The sequence below is a fragment of the Spirillospora sp. CA-128828 genome (assembly GCF_050945415.1).
In the GTDB taxonomy this organism is placed as follows: domain Bacteria; phylum Actinomycetota; class Actinomycetes; order Streptosporangiales; family Streptosporangiaceae; genus Spirillospora.
The window spans coordinates 1936891-1954699 of record NZ_CP191986.1 but is presented as its reverse complement, the minus strand read 5'-3'; the positions used below and the strand labels follow the sequence as shown (position 1 = coordinate 1954699).

General features: G+C 70.5%; 17 protein-coding genes. 7 read left to right on the top strand and 10 right to left on the bottom strand.

Annotation, left to right across the window (positions count from 1 at the left end; genetic code table 11):
* Nucleotides 1-437: 437 nt before the first annotated feature.
* The gene (locus ACQPXG_RS09830) at nucleotides 438-1814 is read left to right on the top strand and encodes a hypothetical protein (protein WP_433467319.1); all 1377 of its coding nucleotides are present in this window, start codon (nucleotides 438-440) and stop codon (nucleotides 1812-1814) included.
* 249 nt (nucleotides 1815-2063) lie between these two features.
* Here ACQPXG_RS09830 and ACQPXG_RS09825 read toward each other — a convergent pair whose 3' ends face one another.
* Entirely contained in the window at nucleotides 2064-2618 is a 555-nt protein-coding gene (locus ACQPXG_RS09825) for a DUF4262 domain-containing protein (protein ID WP_433467318.1), read from the bottom strand.
* 175 nt (nucleotides 2619-2793) lie between these two features.
* On the opposite strand from ACQPXG_RS09825, the gene ACQPXG_RS09820 reads away from it, so the two are divergent.
* Nucleotides 2794-4218, top strand: a complete 1425-nt coding sequence (locus ACQPXG_RS09820) for a J domain-containing protein (protein WP_433467317.1) — start codon at nucleotides 2794-2796, stop codon at nucleotides 4216-4218.
* Nucleotides 4219-4230: 12 nt separating this feature from the next.
* Here ACQPXG_RS09820 and ACQPXG_RS09815 read toward each other — a convergent pair whose 3' ends face one another.
* Nucleotides 4231-5154, bottom strand: coding sequence for a S16 family serine protease (locus ACQPXG_RS09815; RefSeq protein WP_433467316.1), 924 nt, complete (start codon nucleotides 5152-5154; stop codon nucleotides 4231-4233).
* 113 nt (nucleotides 5155-5267) lie between these two features.
* Between ACQPXG_RS09815 and ACQPXG_RS09810 the strand changes: the two genes are divergently transcribed.
* Both ACQPXG_RS09810 and ACQPXG_RS09805 read left to right on the top strand, forming a co-directional pair.
* On the top strand, nucleotides 5268-6620 hold the full coding sequence (locus tag ACQPXG_RS09810) for an RNA-guided endonuclease InsQ/TnpB family protein (protein ID WP_433467315.1): 1353 nt from the start codon (nucleotides 5268-5270) through the stop codon (nucleotides 6618-6620).
* Complete coding sequence (locus ACQPXG_RS09805; RefSeq protein WP_433467314.1) at nucleotides 6592-7302, top strand: response regulator transcription factor; 711 nt, start codon at nucleotides 6592-6594, stop codon at nucleotides 7300-7302. The genes ACQPXG_RS09810 and ACQPXG_RS09805 overlap by 29 nt, the downstream gene beginning before the upstream one ends.
* Here ACQPXG_RS09805 and ACQPXG_RS09800 read toward each other — a convergent pair.
* On the bottom strand, nucleotides 7259-8002 hold the full coding sequence (locus ACQPXG_RS09800) for a hypothetical protein (RefSeq protein WP_433467313.1): 744 nt from the start codon (nucleotides 8000-8002) through the stop codon (nucleotides 7259-7261). The genes ACQPXG_RS09805 and ACQPXG_RS09800 overlap by 44 nt on opposite strands.
* A gap of 11 nt (nucleotides 8003-8013) precedes the next feature.
* The gene (locus ACQPXG_RS09795) at nucleotides 8014-8787 is read right to left on the bottom strand and encodes a hypothetical protein (protein ID WP_433467312.1); all 774 of its coding nucleotides are present in this window, start codon (nucleotides 8785-8787) and stop codon (nucleotides 8014-8016) included.
* 471 nt (nucleotides 8788-9258) lie between these two features.
* Between ACQPXG_RS09795 and ACQPXG_RS09790 the strand changes: the two genes are divergently transcribed.
* Nucleotides 9259-10188: a sigma-70 family RNA polymerase sigma factor gene (locus ACQPXG_RS09790; protein ID WP_433467311.1), complete on the top strand. Its 930-nt coding sequence runs from the start codon at nucleotides 9259-9261 to the stop codon at nucleotides 10186-10188.
* Nucleotides 10185-11315 carry a hypothetical protein gene (locus tag ACQPXG_RS09785; RefSeq protein ID WP_433467310.1) on the top strand — a complete coding sequence of 377 codons (1131 nt, stop codon included), beginning with the start codon at nucleotides 10185-10187 and terminating at the stop codon, nucleotides 11313-11315. The genes ACQPXG_RS09790 and ACQPXG_RS09785 overlap by 4 nt, the downstream gene beginning before the upstream one ends.
* Before the next feature lie 54 nt (nucleotides 11316-11369).
* Here ACQPXG_RS09785 and ACQPXG_RS09780 read toward each other — a convergent pair whose 3' ends face one another.
* From ACQPXG_RS09780 to ACQPXG_RS09755, 6 genes are all read right to left on the bottom strand, one after another.
* Nucleotides 11370-12083 carry a nuclease-related domain-containing protein gene (locus tag ACQPXG_RS09780; protein WP_433467309.1) on the bottom strand — a complete coding sequence of 238 codons (714 nt, stop codon included), beginning with the start codon at nucleotides 12081-12083 and terminating at the stop codon, nucleotides 11370-11372.
* A gap of 37 nt (nucleotides 12084-12120) precedes the next feature.
* Entirely contained in the window at nucleotides 12121-12834 is a 714-nt protein-coding gene (locus ACQPXG_RS09775) for a hypothetical protein (protein WP_433467308.1), read from the bottom strand.
* A 5-nt stretch (nucleotides 12835-12839) separates the two neighbouring features.
* Complete coding sequence (locus tag ACQPXG_RS09770) at nucleotides 12840-14801, bottom strand: helicase HerA-like domain-containing protein (RefSeq protein ID WP_433467307.1); 1962 nt, start codon at nucleotides 14799-14801, stop codon at nucleotides 12840-12842.
* Between the two features lie 28 nt (nucleotides 14802-14829).
* Nucleotides 14830-15156, bottom strand: coding sequence for a hypothetical protein (locus tag ACQPXG_RS09765; protein ID WP_433467306.1), 327 nt, complete (start codon nucleotides 15154-15156; stop codon nucleotides 14830-14832).
* Nucleotides 15157-15186: 30 nt separating this feature from the next.
* Nucleotides 15187-16350, bottom strand: coding sequence for a hypothetical protein (locus tag ACQPXG_RS09760; RefSeq protein ID WP_433467305.1), 1164 nt, complete (start codon nucleotides 16348-16350; stop codon nucleotides 15187-15189).
* A gap of 106 nt (nucleotides 16351-16456) precedes the next feature.
* On the bottom strand, nucleotides 16457-17035 hold the full coding sequence (locus tag ACQPXG_RS09755) for a hypothetical protein (protein ID WP_433467304.1): 579 nt from the start codon (nucleotides 17033-17035) through the stop codon (nucleotides 16457-16459).
* 101 nt (nucleotides 17036-17136) lie between these two features.
* Here ACQPXG_RS09755 and ACQPXG_RS09750 point away from each other — a divergent pair, with 101 nt between their 5' ends.
* Entirely contained in the window at nucleotides 17137-17784 is a 648-nt protein-coding gene (locus tag ACQPXG_RS09750; protein WP_433467303.1) for a hypothetical protein, read from the top strand.
* The last annotated feature ends 25 nt before the right edge of the window (nucleotides 17785-17809 follow it).

Here is a 17809-nt window from a genome sequence, read left to right as displayed (position 1 = left end):
CCGCCATGCGTCCTGACCGACCGGCCAGGACGCACCCTTGGTTCCCTGGGAACCTCGGACGCGTCCCGGCCATGCGGCCGGGACAACCGTCTGACTCCACGAGCCAGACGTTGGGGACCGTGTCAAGCTGATCGGAAAGCGCAACCAGGCTGGGGCCCCTTTCGCGCACCCGCTCGAAGTCCAGGGCAAGCCGAGGACCGAGCTCAGCACCTGATCGCGGCTGCGCGCGGCCGCCGGTGATCGGGCACGGCGGGGAGGGCGACCTCCCCGCCGTTCTTTTGTGACACCGGCAACACAATCGTCATAACGATTTTTCACTTGCCAATTCGCCTTCGTTCAACACAGTCCATATTGCGTGGCTCAATCACGCGAGTGGCTTCCGAGCCACGTCGTCCCGGCTAGGTCGGGGCGTCAGCACAACCCACAGGAGAGTGCTTATGGCACGCCCGGAACCCAGCGGTCCCATCCGCTGGACAACCGAGTCGGACCCGAAGGGTCCCGACTCGTCCCGCATCACCCCCGTCCACCTGGGGCGCGAGTGGACCGAGATCGCGCCGAACTGGCTGTGGCTGCCCGAGTCGAGGAAGGGTGCCCTCGGGCACCTGGACTTCGGTACGGGTAAGGCCATGACCAAGGCACGCCGAAAGGCCAAAGACCTGGCGACGGGTCTGAGGCTCTCGGCGGATCCGGACACCGTGGCAGGCGAGAGCGCCGTCTCCGAACTCCGGTTCAGGGACGACGGTTCCGTGTACGTGCAGGCGTTCTACTCCGAGTTCCAGCTCGGCAACGCCTTCGAGCACGTGCTCATCCACGGCGAACCGGGCAAGGTCCTGGCCGACAGGCCTGAGACCGTGTCCATCGTCCTGGGTGGCTGCAACGGCTCCAACAGGGCCACGATCTCGACCAACCCCGAGGGCCGGCGGACTGCGTTCCAGCTCGGCTCACACGGCGCGGACGGGAACGTTCAGGAGTACATCACCTCGGCCGGATTCGTCCGGGGGCTTTCCTTCTACGAGCAGAACCTCGCGTACGTGGCGACCCGGTTCGCCGCCAACGCGATGCTCCACTCGCCGGAGAGCGCCCGGTTCCCGGTCGTGAACGATGTGCCGTGGAGGGCGTACTGGCTGTACATGCACGACGCATTGCGCCAGTCGAAGACCTCCGCGTACGCCTACGATCGGTGGCGCGACGAAGCCACCCGTCGGTGCCGTCTCGGACGGGATCGCAACGTGGAGCTCCTTCGGGAGGTCCTCGGCGACCAGTCCGCCAAGGCGGAACTCATCGATCGGGACGAACTCGTGCACCTCGATCAGATCCTGGAGGACATGAAGCCGGGGCGAAACGCTCCAGAACTTCAGGTCCTGGTGGACACGATGCGGAACTCGGGGGACATGCTCTGGAACCTGATCCTGGATCCGGACCTCCGGACGAAGGTGAAGTACCGGAACAAGTTCCTCAGCCCGGAGCTCCAATCAGTGCAAGACCTGTGCGGAGCCTCCTACGTGGTAGCGGTGCTCCGGCAGATGCTTGTCGGGGCGGTCATGTCGGTCAACGACTACGTGGAACAGACCATCGAGCACTACGTGCAGGAGTGGACCAAGGTCCTCACCGAGCACGCGAAGGTCACGTTCCGCGGCACGTCGTGCGCCGTCTACCCCTTCGCGCATTTCGTCCCCCGCGAAAGGGGGGAGGTCATGTACCGCAGGGACCCCGGACGTATCGTGACGGTCAACGACCCGATCGGTATCTCGGGCTTCCACGACGGGGAATGGGTCGACCCGGTCGACCTGCTCCCTGGAAGCTACCTGTGGTAGCCGTGTAACGGCCACCGAAGGGAATCAACATCTCCGGCGGAGCGGCTTCGGCCGTTCCGCCGGGGATCCGCACGCTCCCTCCAGCCGGAGGGAGTAAGCACACCGGTGCCCCGGTGGGGACGGCTGACGCCGTTCCCACCGGGGCATCTCTTTGTTCCGGCCGCGCCGCCGGTGGATCCGACGAGAAAAGGCACCCCACGTCCACGACGTGAGGTGCCCTTCTGCTGCCGGCGTCCGGTCGAACCTGGGCTAGGCCAGGGCCGTCCAGACGTACTTCGGGTGTCGCTGCCTCGGGACGCGCAGGTTCGGCTGGTGCCCGATGAGCGCTTCGTCGAGGTCGCCGCCGGGGAAGTTCTCGTCGGCACCGACCCAGAGGAGCTGGCGGAACTCCGGCAGCTCACCGTTGTAGAAGACACGGGCGGCGCGCATCAGCGCGGTGCCGTGCCAGCTCTCGTGGACCCTGACGGGCTTCACTTTCAGGGGAATCGGCAGTCCGCAGTCGACCTCATCCAGCCTGAGCAGGTCGAGGTCGAAGCCCGCTGCCACCACAGCCTTCTGGAGGACGTGATGACGGTCGCCGACGGGCTGGCTGTAGCCGAGGGGCCGACCACAGATCAGGAACTCCGGCTGGCGACGGTTGTGCCACCGGCCGAGGGTGTAGGACCAGGCCGGTTCATCACTGTGAACCACCGCCCAGCCGCGGCTGTTGACCTGCGAGATGAGGATGTCGACCGCGGGTCCACCCGTCTGATCCCCCTTGTCGATCACGCAGGGGCACGCTGATGTCCGATTAGGTTCGGTCATCGAAAAACCTCCTTCTTTGTTTTGTCAGGACCCGCTTGCCTTGCCGGGACCCACTGAGAACCGTCCGGGCGCGGCGGCTCACGACCACGCACGCGCGCCCGGTGGCCGAAGTCGGCAGCCACGGGGCACGAACCACGGACTGTCGAGATGGAGGCCGGACGACGAGTGGGATGCCATGGGAAACGACCAACCGGACTACTACGAGCTCCTCGGCGTGGAGCGGACCGCGCCCGCGGAGGAGATCACCCGGGCATACCGCCGGGCGATGCGCGCGGTGCATCCCGATGCCAGCGGCACCTCCGGGCTGTTCCGTCTGGTCAAGACGGCGTACGACACGCTGAAGGACCCGGCGTCCCGCGCCGCGTACGACGCCCGCTCCCGTACGGTTCCGCCCGAGCCGCCGCCCAGGCCTCGGCCCCGGCCCGAACCCGAACCGAAGCCGCGGCCGGATCCGGAGAACGGGAAACAGCAGTACAGGCAACAGCAGCACACGAGGCAGCAGCAGACGAGGCAGGAGGGCACGGAGCAGGGGTACAGGAAGCAGCAGGAGACGAAGCAGCAGAACACGAAGGCCGGTCCGCGGCGCCCCTATGGCACCGGCTCATCCCAGCCCGGCGTCTCCTTCACGAAGCCCCGGCCGCCTGAACCCGAATCGGTCCCGCGCGTCCGCCCCCGGTTCGGTGCTCACTGGTTCTGGGTGGTGGCCATCGTCGTCTGGACGGTGGCCGCCCTGGCCGCGGTGTACGCGCTGTGGCCCGCCGGCTTCCCGGTCGGGTTCATGCTGCTCCTGCTCCTGCCGCTGATCGCGCTGCCGGTCGTCGCGCTGGAGCCCACGCTGCGGTCCCAGTCGTGGCTCTGGGCCGTGTGCGTGCTGCCGTTCGTGGCCGCCGCCGGGCTCGCCGCGGCCGACGCCGACGGCGGCGCCTTCTGGACGCTCTGCGCCGCGCTGGCGGGGCTCGCCACGGGGGGCGCGGGGCTGGCGGCCGCGCCGCACATCGTCCGGCAGGGCCGGGAACTGGACCGGCTGATCGCCCCCGACTCACTCGGCTACCAGATCTTCAACGTGCCCGGAGCAGGACTCGACGGCGAGCCGGCGCGCCAGCAACTGGCACAGGAGAGCGCCGCGGGGCTGGAGAGGATCGCGCAGCTGAACGGCGTGCGGATCGTGCACGCGATCACCGCTCCGCAGCCGCCGGGACACGCCCTCCCCTATGTCGACCACGTCGTGATGCGCGGCAACCGGCTCGCCCTCGTCATGGCCCGCCGCTGGCCCGCCGGGACCTACGCCTGGACGGGCAAGGGTGTGATCACGACCGTCGGACGCCCGTTCTCCGACGGCGACACCGGCATCGCCGCCGCCGTGAAGGAGATCCGCAAGGTGGTACCGCGCGGAGTGCGGGTCCGGGGGTTCGTCGCCGTGCTTCCGGCAGACCCCGTGCGGTCGCCTTCGGTGAAGTTCCCGGTGCCCGAGAACGGCGACCTGCACGCCGGGGACCTGGCACAGGTCCGCGAGCGGATCGAGGCCTGGCTCGGGGAGGGCGACCCGGTCGTGCACCGCCGCGCGCTCGCCGCGCTGCTGCCCCATCTCCGCCACCCCTGAGCGGATCGGGCGTCAGCAGAGCGGAGCGCGGCCTCCGGCGGCGCAGAGCCAGCCGACGGCCTCCGACACCGTGCGGACCGGCACGACCCGTACGCGGGTGCCCTTGGCCGCCGCGGCCGCGACAGACCGCTGCCAGATCGGCACGAAGAGCACGTCCATGCGCGCCTTCGCCGCCGCGTCCACCTTCTCGGGTATGTCGCCGACCGCGGTCACGTCCCCGTCGAGGCTGATCCCGCCGGTGCCGGCGACGCGGCGCCCACCGGTCAGGTCGCCCGGGGTGAGCGCGTCGACCCGGGCCAGCGTCAGGATGAGCCCCGCCGAGGGGCCCTCCACCGAGCCGAGCGGGTAGGCGGTGGCCGAGACGGCAGGGCCGGCCTGCGCCCCGGCGAGCCGGCCCGCGGGCATCCGCCGGATCTCGGCGGTCCCCCACGTACCGCCGGAGCCGTACGGCACGACGAGCACACGCACGGTCGTCCGCCGTACCGTCACGGCCTCCAGGTCGGACGGCGCACGCAGCGGGGTCAGGTCGCCGGCTTCGCCCGCCGCCAGCAGGACGTCGCCGGGGTGAAGACCGGTGGAGCGGGCCGGCCCGGTGACCGCGGTCACCTGCAGACCGGCGGCGGCCAGGGGTGCCCGCCCGGCGGCGAGCTGGGCGGCGACCAGCACGGCGTGGGTCTGCGAGGTGCTCATCACGTCCTCGGACCGGGGCGGGCCCTTGTCGCCGCCGGACCCGCCTCCGTCGGCCCGTATCGTGCGTTCTCCGGTGAGCTCCGCCTTCGCGTACTGGAGCCAGTTGCTGCGCTGCACGCGGGCCGTCAGGACCGACCAGGACCCGCCCTCGGGCCGGCCGACCTCGATCGCCGGCCCTGGACCGACGCGGTCGTACGGCGAGCCGCTCATCCCGAAAACGGCCAGGACGACGAAAGACGCGATCACGCCGTACAACACGCTGCGCCTCAACGACATCCCAGCCCGTTCACTGCCGCTCCGGACGACCGGCTTCACCGGGCGCCCACAGCGTGGAGGCGCCGTCCGTAAGGACGAGGAGGATGCGCGGCACGATGCCGGACGGTGCTCTTCGAGTTTTGTCGGTGGCGGTCGGTAGCTTTCTGGGCATGTCCCGTTACCGTCTGCAGCCGACACCTGCTCAGGAGCAGGCGTTGCTGGAGCATTGCGGGCACGCCCGGTTCGTCTGGAATCTCGCGGTCGAGCAGCACGCTTGCTGGCGGCCGGGCCGCCGCTCGGCGCCGCGGTTCGCCGAGCAGTGCCGCCAACTCACCCGGGCGCGGGCGGAGTTCGCCTGGTTGCGGGCGGGGTCGGTGACGGTGCAGCAGCAGGCGCTCAAGGACTTCGCCCAGGCCATGGGTAACTTTTTCGCAGGCACTCACCGGCGCCCGACCTGGCGCAAGGCCGGACGCCACGAAGGGTTCCGGATCGTGGCCGTCAGGCCTGGCGACGTGCGGCGGGTGTCGCGGCGGGTCGGTCAGGTGAAGGTGCCCAAGGTGGGGTGGGTGCGGTTCCGCTGGTCCCGGCCCGTCCCCAGGGACGCTAAATCGTTCCGGGTCACCCGGGATCGGGCGGGGCGCTGGCATGTCGCGTTCGCCGCGATCCCCGACCCCATGCCCGCGCCCGGTACGGGTGAGGTGGTGGGGGTAGACCGAGGTGTGGCCGTCAGTGCCGCCTTGTCGACCGGCGACCTGCTCACTGCACCCGGCTTGCGAGAGACCGAGCAGGCTCGGCTGGCGCGTCTGCTGCGCAGACTCGCCCGCGCCCAGCGCGGCTCGAAGCGGCGCGCCAGGGTCAAGGCCGCGATCGCGCGATTGCGGGCCCGCGAGACCGACCGGCGCAAAGACTGGATCGAGAAGACCTCCACCAGCCTGGCCCGCCGGTTCGACCTGATCGCCGTCGAGGATCTCAACATCCGGGGTATGACCCGGTCGGCGCGCGGCACGGTGGAGGCACCAGGCCGCAAAGTGCGGCAGAAGGCAGGGCTGAACCGGGGCATCCTCGCCGCCGGCTGGGGTGTGCTGGTGACCCGGTTGGAGCACAAGGCCCCCGGACGCGTCATCAAGATCGATCCGCGTAACACGTCGCAGACCTGTAGCGCCTGTGGACATGTCGCCGGGGAGAGCCGCAAGAGCCAAGCGGTCTTCTCGTGCGTGACCTGCGGGCATCGGGCCAACGCCGACGTGAACGCGGCCATGAACATACGCGATACGGCCGCAGGGCATGCGGTCGCTGCACGGGGAGGCCCGCCGTTGGGCGAGCCGGTGAACCGTGAACCTCAACACGACCAGCCTTTGCGGGGTTGTGGTTGCTGTTGGGATCCCCCTCGCCCAGAGGGGGAGGACGTCAATCCGTTATCATTGCGCCGTGGCGCGGATCCTGCTGGTAGACGATGATGCGCGTCTCGTCAAGCTGGTCTCGGGTCTGCTGCGCAAGCGGCATTACCAGGTGGAGTCGGTCGCCAACGGGGAGTTGGCTCGGTTGGCGCTGCGCCGCGGCGACATCGATCTCGCGCTGCTGGACATCAACCTCCCCGACATCGACGGGCTGTCCCTCATCGACCAGTTGCGCGACGAGGGGAACACCACGCCGCTGATCTTGCTGACCGTCCGCTCCGAGCCGCACGAGCAGGCGCTGGGGCTGCGGCTGGGCGCGGACGACTACGTCGTCAAGCCCTTCCATCCGGAGGTGCTGGTCGCGCGGATCCAGGCGCTGCTGCGGCGCAGCGCGGGAAGCATCGCCCGGCACTCCGGCGAGACCCGCGGTGACCTGCTCGACATCCCGCCGGTGCGGGTCGACTTCACCGCCCGGCAGGTGTTCCGGGACGGATCCGAGGTGCGGCTGGCCCCCATGGAGTACTCCGTCCTGGAGTTCCTGGCGGTGAACCGCGGCCGGGCGGTCTCCAAGGAGGAGATCATGCTGCACGTGTGGGGCACCGACCGGGGGGTCTCCCGGACGCTGGCCGAGCACGTGTCCCGGCTGCGCCGCAAGCTCGGCGACGGCGTGATCATGACGAGGACCGGGTTCGGGTACCTCATTCCGGCGGCTCCGGAGGATTCCGCAGCCACAGCTCAGTGACCAGGACGTTCTGCGCCTCGAGCCGGCACCACATCTGGTCGCCGTTGGACTGCATGGTGATGCGCCACCGGGCCAGCCCCAGGTGATCACCGACCCCGTTGGTCACGCGCGCCGGCCAGGGCAGCCCGATCCGGGCCCGCATCGGCTCCAGATCGGACCGGGTCAGGTGCCGGGAGACCGAACGCACCGTGTGGACGGTGAAGTCGCCCTGCTCCCGTGCGGAGACCTGCGGGCGCATGAGCCCGCCCAGCAGCGCGTTGTGGGTCCGGACGGTGTCGGCCACGATCTGCTCGGCCCGCACGCCGGGCGAACGCACCTCCTCCAGGTCGGTGAGCAGCCGGGCGAGCCCGTCGATCGCCGAGCCGAGCAGCTTCACGTCCTCGGAGGCCGCCTCGCCGAGCAGCCCCGCGGTGACCGACGCGATGGTGAGCTCGCCCGCCATCCGGTAGGCGAAGCCCCGGGTGAACCGGTCGTGCCACAGTTCGGCTGGCGTTCCGGCGTCGCGATCGACGAGCACCGCGGAGGCCGCGGTCAGCGGGATCGCGGTGAGCGAGCCGCTGGTGAAGACCGACCGCCAGGTCAGCGCCTGGCCGGCCGCGACGAGCGAGTCCCGGTCGAGGCTTCCCCCGCCCGGAACGCTCAGATCGTCGACGCCGGAGGGTTGGACCCCCGCCCGTGCGTGCACCACCACGGGAAGCACGGGGGTCCCCCTCAGCCCTTCTCCGCGGCGGCCTTGTCGGCCACGAGCTGGTCGAGCGCCTCGCGGAGATCGGTGCCGGTCTTGACGACCCGGACGTAGTGCCCGGTCAGCCGCCCGGCGAGCTGGGCGTTCAGGCCGCCCTCGCCGATACCGCCGGAGAGCTGGTGCTCCTCGACGGCCACGATCGCGTTCCCGCGCTCGGCGAGGGCGTCGGTGACCTGCACCGGGTTCATGGCGTTGACCAGGAAGGTCGCCGGGTCGTTGGAGAACTCGATGATCTCCAGCCGCTCCCGTCCGTAGCCGTGGTTCAGCAGGCTCTCGGCGCCCTTGAGCCGGCTCGCGCCGCGGCCGATGCACGCTCCGCGCGCGTCGACGCCCGGGACGGTGGGCGCCACCGCGATCTTCGTCTTGGTCCCGGCGACCCGGGCGATGGCCTTGATGACGACCTTGCCGGAGAGCAGTTCGTCGACGAACCCCGCCAGCAGGCGTTCGACCAGCTCGGGCGCCGTCGCCGAGAGCATGAGCCGCTCCGAGCCGTCCGGCCCCGGGGACACGCCGACGACGAGCGCGACGACCTTGCTGCCCGACGCCAGCTGGGGCTGTGGAGCCCCCTCCGGGAGGTCGAAGGCGTCGGCGCGCGGCAGGAGGGCGTCGCGCGCCTCTCCGGTCGCGACGTCATAGACGGCGCAGCGGAAACCGTCCGGCCCGCTCGACTTGATGTGTGCGGTCACGGTCGTCCCGACGAGCGGGGATTCGAGACCGAGATCGCTGAGGATCGTTCGCACCGATCATCTTCCTTTCCGTTGGCAGACGGAGCCCGTGGCTCCGCCTGGTTTCACGCAGCCTAAGCGCGCACCCCCTGACCTCTAGAGTCCGGGCATTCCCGGATCCGCAACCCGACGCGGCGAACCGGCTGTGCGTTCCCTCGATCAACACACCGCGTGTACACCGAACGGACATCAACAGGTCAACACTGTGTCTACGTGATCTCAATTCTTTGTCAACGAACTTGTCGCGGAGGCCCCTCCCCGGACAGTCGCGCCACCCCCCGGCGAAGCGCTCAACTGCGATCTTCCGTCGGCGTTCGCGTGAGCGGCCGCCACAACCGTTCAACGGAGGTTCCCGCAGCCGTCCGAACGGCCTGCGAACGTATCAACGATCTGTTTCCGTTCCGACCGTTCCCGGGCCATCCGGCATCGAACGTGCATAGCTACAAAACTCCAGCCTCTGCATTCCTGACTAGCCGAGGGAGACGGATGGACATCGAGCAGCCAGCGCGTGGCGAACGCCCCACCGCCGACGAGTTCCGTACCCGCAATGACGAGCTCTTCGCCCGGCGCCACGAACTCCAGGAGCGGCTCACCGCGCTGCGCGCGAGGGCCGGCTCCGACGAGCTCGACATACTGTCGGAGCTGGTGTTGCGACGGGCCGAGCGCGAGTTCGAGGACCTCACGCTTGAGATCATGATTGCGAACTTCGGCCTCGTTCGCAGGTACGTCACCATGTTCACCTCGAAGTCCAGCGAGCACGTCGAGGACTTCGAGAGCGCCGGCAAGGTCGGGTTGCTGTGGGCGATCGCCTCCTACGACCCGAACCGCGGGCCTTTCGCCAGCTGGGCGTTCAAGCCCATCCAGCGGGAGGTGCTGCGCGCGGTGCGGGACGCCGATCATCCCAACCTCAATCCCGGGGACTTTGAGAAGCGCCCGGCCATCCTTGCGGCCGAGCGGGCGTTCCTTGAGCAGGCCGGACCGGACGCCCCCGTCGACCACGCCGACGTCGCGCGGCGCGCCGGGGTGACCGAGGCCCAGGTGCGCCGCGTGCTCGACGCGCCCCGGTTGGACAGCCTCCACACGGTGGCCGGCGCCCCCGGGGAGGACGAGGTCGCGTGGGAGGACCGGCTCCCCGACTCCGCCCCGAGCATCGAGGAGGAGGTGCTGCTCCGCTTCGACCTGCGCGCCCTCAGCAGCCGAGGCTTGCCGTTGCTCGACCCTCGCGAACGGTACGTACTGACGCGCCGTTTCGGGCTGGACGGCGAGCCGGAGCAGGCGCTGCGCGTCATCGGGGAACGGCTCGGGCTGTCCCGCGAAGGTGTGCGGCAGATCCAGCAGAAGGCCCTCGCCAAGCTGCTCCAGCCCATCGTCGACGCGTCCGACGGCCCTGGGCGACTCGAAGGAAGGGCAGGATGAACGACGGACGGGAGCACGCGGGCCGGCCCGGTGGGGGGCCGGCCGGCGGTGTCGAGGAGTCGACCCCGTGGGTCATCATCGATGACACCGACGCCTCCGCCGAGGAGCCCCCCGCCGCGCCGCCAGCGGCTGGGCCCGGGCAAGCGCCCGCCGCCCCCGCGCCCGAACAGCCGCAGGAGGCGGCGAAGCCCGCGCAGAGCGACCCCTGGGGCGCGCTCGGAACCTGGGACTCCATGGCGGGCGCCGCGCCCGCGGCACCTTCCGAGGCCCCTGCCGACGCGTGGGGCGCTTCCGCCGCGCCGCCCGGCTCCGGTGCCGAGGGCACGTCCGGCAACGGCTCCACCGCCGCCGGGCCGCAGGGCGCCCCCAGCGCCCCGTTCGGCACCCCCCACAGCGCCCCGTCGAGCACGCAGAGCGCCCCGGCGAGGGCGCCGCACAACGTCCCGCCCAACGCCCCGCACAGTCCGCCTGGCGCCCCGTACAGCGCTTCCCCGGGCCCTGCGCCCAGCGCCCAACACACTCCGCCAGGCGCCCCGCACACCGCTCCCCCGAGCCCTGCGCCCAGCGCCCCGCCGAACACCCAGTTCAGCGCCCCGCCGAGCAACCCGTTCAGCGCCCCGCCCAACGCCCCGCACGGCACCGCGCCGAGCAACCCGTTCAGCGCGCCGCCGAACGCCCCGCAGGGCACTCCGCCGGCCAACCCGTTCGGCGCGCAGCAGAGCGCCGCCTACAGCGCCCCGCCGAACGTCGCGCACAGCGCGGCGCCCGGCGCCGGCTACGGGCAGGCGCCCGAGACGGCGCCCGGGGCAGCGGCGCCGCAAGGCTGGCCTGGGCCGAGCGTGGTCTCCCAGCCGGAGCCGGCCGCCGCCTGGGGGGAGGCCGCGGATCAAAGCGGCACCGCCGACGCCGCGCAGAGCGCCTGGTTCTTCGACGAGGGCGCCGGCGAGGACGGCGGCAGTGCGGACAAGAAGGGCGGCCCCGTCGGGGCGATCCGCCGGGGCCTGTCCGGCCGCGTACCGCGGCCCAGCGCCCTCGACCTCGGCCCCGTCATCCTCACCCTCTTCATCAGCTGCATGGGCGTCCTGCTGGTCGTCGCGTCGCTCGTCTGGCGTCCGGACCTGCCGTGACCACCCCCGGGGCGCCGGCGGCCGAAGCCCGCATCGACGCCCCGGACCGACGGCTCAGGCCGGGGTCGCCTCCCAGAGATTCCGCATGGTCTCCTGGGCCTCCTCGGCCGCTCTGAAGACACGCGGGGCACGGTCCAGCACCCCTTTCAGGTCTTTGGCGGAGCACACCCACACTCCGTTGGCGGCGGTGAACGGCCGGTTCCGCATCCCGGGCACGCACACGACGGCGAGCACCGTCCTGCCGCCCATCTTGCGGGACAGCCGCCGGGCCTGGTTCGCCGCCTGCCGGACGGGGTCGCCGTGCAGCACGCGCGCCCCCACCCGCATGGTCCCGTTGTCGGCGGACACCTGACCGTGCCCGGTCTTCACCTCGATGGCCGCGGCCCCGCCGCCGCGGGTGAAGACCACCGTGTCGCAGTCGCCGCCGCGGTTGCCCAGAACGAGCCCGTACGCCGCCGCGATCGATCCCGTGTGCCGGACGGCGGCACGCACCTCCCTCTCGGAGCGCGCGCCGATGGCGGACCGGCGGGCCTGCCGCAGCACCCGCGTGGCGCGGATCCACGCGTACCCGCAGCCCACCAGCGCGGCCACTCCCGCGATCGCCGCCAGCACCCGCGGCACACTGGCGTCGAAGACCAGCAGCCCCAGGAAGCATCCGGCCGCCGCGACGGCCAGCGCCACTGCCGCGGCCGCGTAGAGCGAGCCGACGGTCCGGTGGCGCCACATCTGCCGGGAGACGAAGGCTCCGGCCCGCCCGACCTCGTACATTGTGTCTCTCCTGGGACGCTCGTGTCCGGAACCCGGATCAGGCGCGGGCGCGCAGCCGTTTGCGCCGGGCCCGCTCGGCGTCCGCCCGGCGCGGCGTCGGCCGGCCCTTCGGGTCCTGGGGGCCGCGGGCCGACTCGTCCGCCTTCTCCGCCTTCTCCGCGCCGGCCCGGCGCCGCCGGATGTTCCGCAGCGCCTTGAACCAGATGACGCCCTGCTCCGACCCGTCGCGGATCACCGATCGGATCTCCCGCGCCAGTTTCCGGACGAGCCGCCAGAACCCCAGCGCGAAGCCGGCGATCATGAAGTTCAGCACCGCCCCGAGCCCGGCCACCTGTCCCCAGGCGGCCGCCTCGCGCACGCCGCACCGTCCCGTGCTGAAGAGCCCGCCGGGGCACTCGCTCGGGATCATCACCACGAGGGCTCCCGCGGCGGCGGCGAGGGCGCACAGCGCGGCGGCGGCGGTGTACCTGCCGATCGTCTTCTTCCAGCGGCGGTGGAGCCGCACGGTGAGCCGGACGACCGCGCCGGCCGCGACACCGGCCGCGCCGGCGGTGATGAGGTCTCCGGCGTCGAAGGTGACCACATCTCCGTACTGGAGGATGAGGAGCTCGATCGACAGGCCGGCCAGGACGAATCCGAGCAGCACGATGATCGAGGCTTCGAGCGCGATCGCCAGGGGATCGAACCGGCGCGTCCGCGCCTCGTCGGGTGGCGGCGCGTCGTCCTTCGGCCGGCGGCGCGGCCTCCTCACGGCCTTCACATCGGCCCCGTCGTCTGCTGGGGCGGGAGACCGGGCGCGGTGGGGACCGGCACCGCGAACGGGTCCGGCGGCTGGTAGCGGTCCAGTTCCTGCTTCCGCATCGGAATGATCACGTACTCGACCCGGCTGGCGGGCTTGTTCACCCGCAGATAACCCTCACCGGTGCCGAGGGCGCGCAGTTCCTTGGGGGCGACGATGTACTGCTCCTCCCCCATGGCCTGCAGGTTCTGGGTGTGCCCGTCCTGGCCGACGCGCTCGCTGAACTTGTTGTTGTCCCGCATGCCGAGGAAGTCGGCGCATTTCTCCGCGGCCTCGGGGGACGACTGGGCCATCGCGACCAGCCAGTTGATGTTCTGGGTGAGCCGGGACCAGTCGTCGCCGTCCTTGTCGATCCAGTCCGTCGGGCCCTGGGTGCAGAGGATCATGTTGAACAGCGCGGACCGGACTCGCGACAGCATGTTCATCGCGATCTCCCGGTCGATGAAGTTCGCCTCGTCCACCACGATCAGCCGTGGCCGGTCCTTGGGGGCACGGCCCTGGATCCGCTGCGCGGCGTAGACCGACAGGCGCTGCAGCGCCGAGGAGGAAAGGATCTTGGCCATGTCGGGCTGACCGAGGGAGTTGAGCCCGATGTAGGTCAGCCCCTCCTTCCGGACGTCGATCATCTGCCGGTCTCCGGCCGGGACGAGAATGCGCCGGCCGGCGCCGGAGTCGTACAGCCCGGTCAGCTTGGTGCCGAAGCTGGCCGCGGAGACGCCCTCGTCGCGGGACGGCCGGAGCACGTTGGTGTAGCGCTCCGTGCAGTACCCGATACCGCGCGCCCGGTCGATCGTGAGGACGTGCTCCTTGACGGCGGCCTTCATGGTCTCGCCGTGCTCCATGATCTTGCCGATCCCCAGCATGGTGGGGTGGCCGAACGTGTCCGGCGCGATCTCGTTGGCCTCGTAGCACATCTGGACGACCTGCTGCAGGACCTTGCGGTTCAGGGCCTGCCAGTACGCGTCGTCGAACTCGACCATCGTCATGATGGTGTCGAACGCCTCGTCGGCGGACATGCCGGCCAGGGCGTTGAACCAGTAGGACGGGCTGTCGTCGCCGAGGGCGATCTCCTGCATCGGCACCCGATGCGCCTGCCCGTAGGCGCGCAGGAAATCACGCAGGCCGCCCGGCTCGGTGTCCTCCTTCATGTCGATGACGGTCACGTCGAAGCCCATGTCGAGCGCCGCCCCGATGATCCACATCAGCGTGACGGTCTTCCCGCTGCCGGTGGAGCCGACCACGGCGCCGTGCATGCCCATCTCCTGGGTGCTCAGCCACACCGGCCGGTCCCTGGCGCCCAGGCCGAGCGGGACGGCCTTGGCCTTGTACGGCGTCCTCCGGGCCTTCTCCGTCGCGTGCGGGCCGTGCACCGCGGAGATGTCGGCCACGGTCACCCGTGTGGACACCCGCTTCTTCAGCATCTCGCGCCGGCCGTCCCGCGGAGTGATCGGGTCGTCGACCAGCTCCTTGTGCCGGAACCAGGTGCCGTCGAAAACGTCGATGAACTTCTTCTTCTTGCGCAGGAAGGACGCGAGCCCCGCGATCGCCGAGCCCCTGGCCTTGCCGACGATCAGTCCGAAGCAGCCCGCGAGGACCGCTGTCAGGGACAGCAGCACGGTGACGGGCACCTTCCCGGGCTGACCCGGGCCGAAGTCGGCGAAGCTGGCCAGCCAGTAGCCGTACGCGTACGCGTTCTCCTTGGCCCGCAGGGCGAACCCCACCACTCCCGACAGCGTCACGATGGCCCAGTCCCGGCGGGCCAGGAATCGGCGCAACGCGATCAGCAGCATCCAGGCGCAGAGGGCCGGAACGAGCACGGCCAGAATGACCGCGAACACCAGCAGGACCACGGTGGGGAAGACGTAGCCGCCGCCGGCATAGTCCGTGGGCCTGCTGTCCGGCCCCCTCGGGTCCGCCATGTTCACTCCCTACACTGAGATGCCTGTCTCAGTTGTTGCTGTTGCTGACGGTGTTGACGCTGGAGAAGACCTTGCCGACGAGGTCGCCCATCATGTTGACCCCGGTGAGCGTGAGATTGAGGTTGAACAGAAGCCCGCCGATGAGCAGGGCGAAGATGAGCGACTTGAACGCCTCACCCGGCCTGCCCCGGCCGATGCCGTTGATCATCCGGAAGACTCCGAACACCACGATGACGACGGCGATGGCGCCGCAGATCGCGACCAGTGCCTTGCCCGCGGGCGAGTCGTCCAGGAAACTGTTGGCGCCTTTGTCTCCGACAGGCGCCGCGAGCAGGTAAAAACCAGGAGCTGACATCCTCATTACCTCCATGTTGTGAGGTCCCGGTCAGTTTTTCTGTGCGTTGTAGTAGGGCTCCAGATCCGCCGCGGAACCGGCCGGTCCCCAGGCGAGCACCGGCGGCTGAGCCCCACTGGCTCCGACCAGCAGGTCGAAGTCGGCGAAGTTAGTGAACGGCTGTACGTTGCTCTTCTTTCCAGGAACCGTCCCGATTTGATCCGTTCTGGCAAGCATGAGACGTACCCGAACGATGATTTGTTCGTCGGTGGATTTGATCGCCGAGAGAACCTGTACGGCCTGAGCGGAGTTCGCCAGGCCGAACCCGGATAGGCCCTGGTAGCTGTGTGAGTTGTCCTGGTCGCCGGTGACGGCGAGCAGGCCCGCCGAATCACCTGTGGCGTAGGCCGTCGCCCACCGCAGGATCTGGTTTTTCGCCTCCTCGCTGACCTGGACGGTCAGTCCGGAGTAATTGGTGTAGTCACCGGTTCCCTCCGGCTTGCCGGCCCCGTTCTTCCAGACCGAGAAGGCGGGTGAGGCGGCCAGCCGCGGCCCCGAGGTGTCGAGCAGCACCGGCACGTCCAGCTGGAGCACGTCCGAGACAGGTGCGGGCGTCTCGGTGCCCCCGGTCGGCGGAGTGGGCCCAGAGCTGATCGAGGGAGTGATCTGTGGGGTGGGCGTCGTGCCCGGGGACGGCGCGCCCGCCGCTCCCGTCTGGGACGCCCCACCGCTCGGCGTCGAGGACGGTGAGCCGCCCGGCGTCGAGGGCGACGCGCCACCCGGCGTCGAGGACGGGGTCTGCGAGGCCCCCTGTCCCGGATCGCTCATGACGACGAGGAAGTGATGGACCTCGAAATCGGTGAAGCCGAGCTTCTCCGATCCGAAATGCTGAGGGGTGAACCCCACCCAGTTCAAAGACCGGTAGTCGAGGGCGGCGGCGCGCCTGCCAGGGGTCTGCGCGGACGCCTTCTGCGGGTCGAAGGTGTCGGCGTGGGGCACGTCCTGCTCCTTGCCGGCCAGGAAGTTCACCGCCGCGGTGTAGGCCAGGTCGCGGCCCTGCGGGTCGACCGCCGACAGATCGGGCGTGGTGCTTCCCTTGGAGAAGGCGACGACCAGGGCGACGATGCTCAGGCCTGCCGCGAGGAAGAGCGCACCCAGGATTCTCCTGGCCCGCCTGCGAGCGGTCGGCTCGCTTGAACGCCGGGCGGGCACCATGGTGAAACGAGTGGGTGACTGTTCCGGCATTGTGTCTCTCCTCGATTTGTTCACGCTGCAGCCAGGACCGTGCGGCACTCACGCGGATGCGCAAGTGCCGGTCGGCTCAGCGCCTGCGCTTCGGGCGACGGCGGCCGCTGGACAACTGGGTGGACGCCTTCAGCCCGCGGCCGCCGCCGACGCGGGGACGCAGCCGGTCCGCCCCGGGCATCTTCTGCTGCGGGTAACCGCGCGAGTCCCATTGGACGGCGTCCACCGGAACACCGCCGGGCAGCATCCGGACGGTGCCCGCGGCGGTGCGGCGAAGCGGCGCGATGCCGACGTACAGCCGGACCTGCCGGCCGTCGACGACGAGCCTCCGGTTGCGGGTCCCGTTAACCTGCAGCCCCAGCCACTTGGCCAGCGACTCCCCGCGCAGCGGGGAGAAGTTGACGGCCGACCAGCCGGCCGCTCCGCCGAGCACCGGTCCGTACATCAGCGCGTTCAGGCCAGGGCCGAGGACCATGAAGGCGATCAGGAAGCCGAGCGACGATCCGATGACCACCGCGATGAGTGTGGTCAGCCGGACGGTACGGGGCAGCGTGACGCTCTTGTTCAGGCTGCCGATCACCGCGGGCGGCGGCTTCAGCATGTTGGTCGCGGCCAGCATCGCCGGCCCCCTGACGCGGTCGTCCTCCTCGCTCATGCCTGGGACCGTGCGCGGTTGCGCTCCGGGCGCCATAACGATTCGCAACATGTCGCCGTCCGCGGGTTGCTCGGACGCCCTGGTCGGCGACGGTCAGAGGCATGCCGAAGTTGACCGACTACGCTCGCCAGGGCTTCCGGCGGCGTCGCCTCCTGAGCGAGAGCGAGCTGCCCGAGTGGTGGAACATCGCCGTGTGGGCCGGTGTCGGGGGCATCGTGCTGATGCTGGTGGCCGGTGCGGTGTTCGGCCGTGACGATTCGTCCGGTACCACCACCACCGCTCAAAGCCAGGCGCCGCGCTACCAGGTCCAGACGCTGGATCCCCGCGGTCTCAGCGCCTCACCGAGCCCGGGAAGCACGACGCCCGGCGCCGCGCCCACACAGGTGCTCCCGACGGGGCCCTCCGCGAAGAACTTCACCGCGACCGCCGCGACCAAGATCCCGATGACCGGCGGCGGCACGACCGTCGTCCCCGCCGGCGCCCTGAACGCGGCCATGGCCGCCGCCCAGGCCGCGGTGACCGGGAACTGGAAGGACGTCCCCCTCATCGGCACGACACGGCCTCCGGCCAAGAAGGCCATGCCGCAGGGATCGGTGGTGAAAGGGATCAGCGTCACGGATCCCTCGATGACCGGAAACAGCCAGTACCGGTTCAGTGCGACGATCACGCATGCCGGCGGGGCCCGGCCCGACGTCGTGGAGCTTCTGGTGGAGCCGGACGGGAGCGGATACGCCGTCCGGGCGAGGTAGCGCTTCCCGCGTCCCGCGCACGGCC

What these genes read in the sequence shown, in the direction of transcription:
- ACQPXG_RS09785 (WP_433467310.1), top strand. Translation starts at nt 10,185, where the DNA reads ATGAACGACGGACGGGAGCACGCGGGCCGGCCCGGTGGGGGGCCGGCC.
- ACQPXG_RS09820 (WP_433467317.1), top strand. Translation starts at nt 2,794, where the DNA reads ATGGGAAACGACCAACCGGACTACTACGAGCTCCTCGGCGTGGAGCGG.
- ACQPXG_RS09755 (WP_433467304.1), bottom strand. Translation starts at nt 17,035, where the DNA reads ATGAGCGAGGAGGACGACCGCGTCAGGGGGCCGGCGATGCTGGCCGCG.
- ACQPXG_RS09780 (WP_433467309.1), bottom strand. Translation starts at nt 12,083, where the DNA reads ATGTACGAGGTCGGGCGGGCCGGAGCCTTCGTCTCCCGGCAGATGTGG.
- ACQPXG_RS09765 (WP_433467306.1), bottom strand. Translation starts at nt 15,156, where the DNA reads ATGTCAGCTCCTGGTTTTTACCTGCTCGCGGCGCCTGTCGGAGACAAA.
- ACQPXG_RS09790 (WP_433467311.1), top strand. Translation starts at nt 9,259, where the DNA reads ATGGACATCGAGCAGCCAGCGCGTGGCGAACGCCCCACCGCCGACGAG.
- ACQPXG_RS09810 (WP_433467315.1), top strand. Translation starts at nt 5,268, where the DNA reads ATGCGCGGCACGATGCCGGACGGTGCTCTTCGAGTTTTGTCGGTGGCG.
- ACQPXG_RS09830 (WP_433467319.1), top strand. Translation starts at nt 438, where the DNA reads ATGGCACGCCCGGAACCCAGCGGTCCCATCCGCTGGACAACCGAGTCG.
- ACQPXG_RS09770 (WP_433467307.1), bottom strand. Translation starts at nt 14,801, where the DNA reads ATGGCGGACCCGAGGGGGCCGGACAGCAGGCCCACGGACTATGCCGGC.
- ACQPXG_RS09750 (WP_433467303.1), top strand. Translation starts at nt 17,137, where the DNA reads ATGCCGAAGTTGACCGACTACGCTCGCCAGGGCTTCCGGCGGCGTCGC.
- ACQPXG_RS09760 (WP_433467305.1), bottom strand. Translation starts at nt 16,350, where the DNA reads ATGGTGCCCGCCCGGCGTTCAAGCGAGCCGACCGCTCGCAGGCGGGCC.
- ACQPXG_RS09825 (WP_433467318.1), bottom strand. Translation starts at nt 2,618, where the DNA reads ATGACCGAACCTAATCGGACATCAGCGTGCCCCTGCGTGATCGACAAG.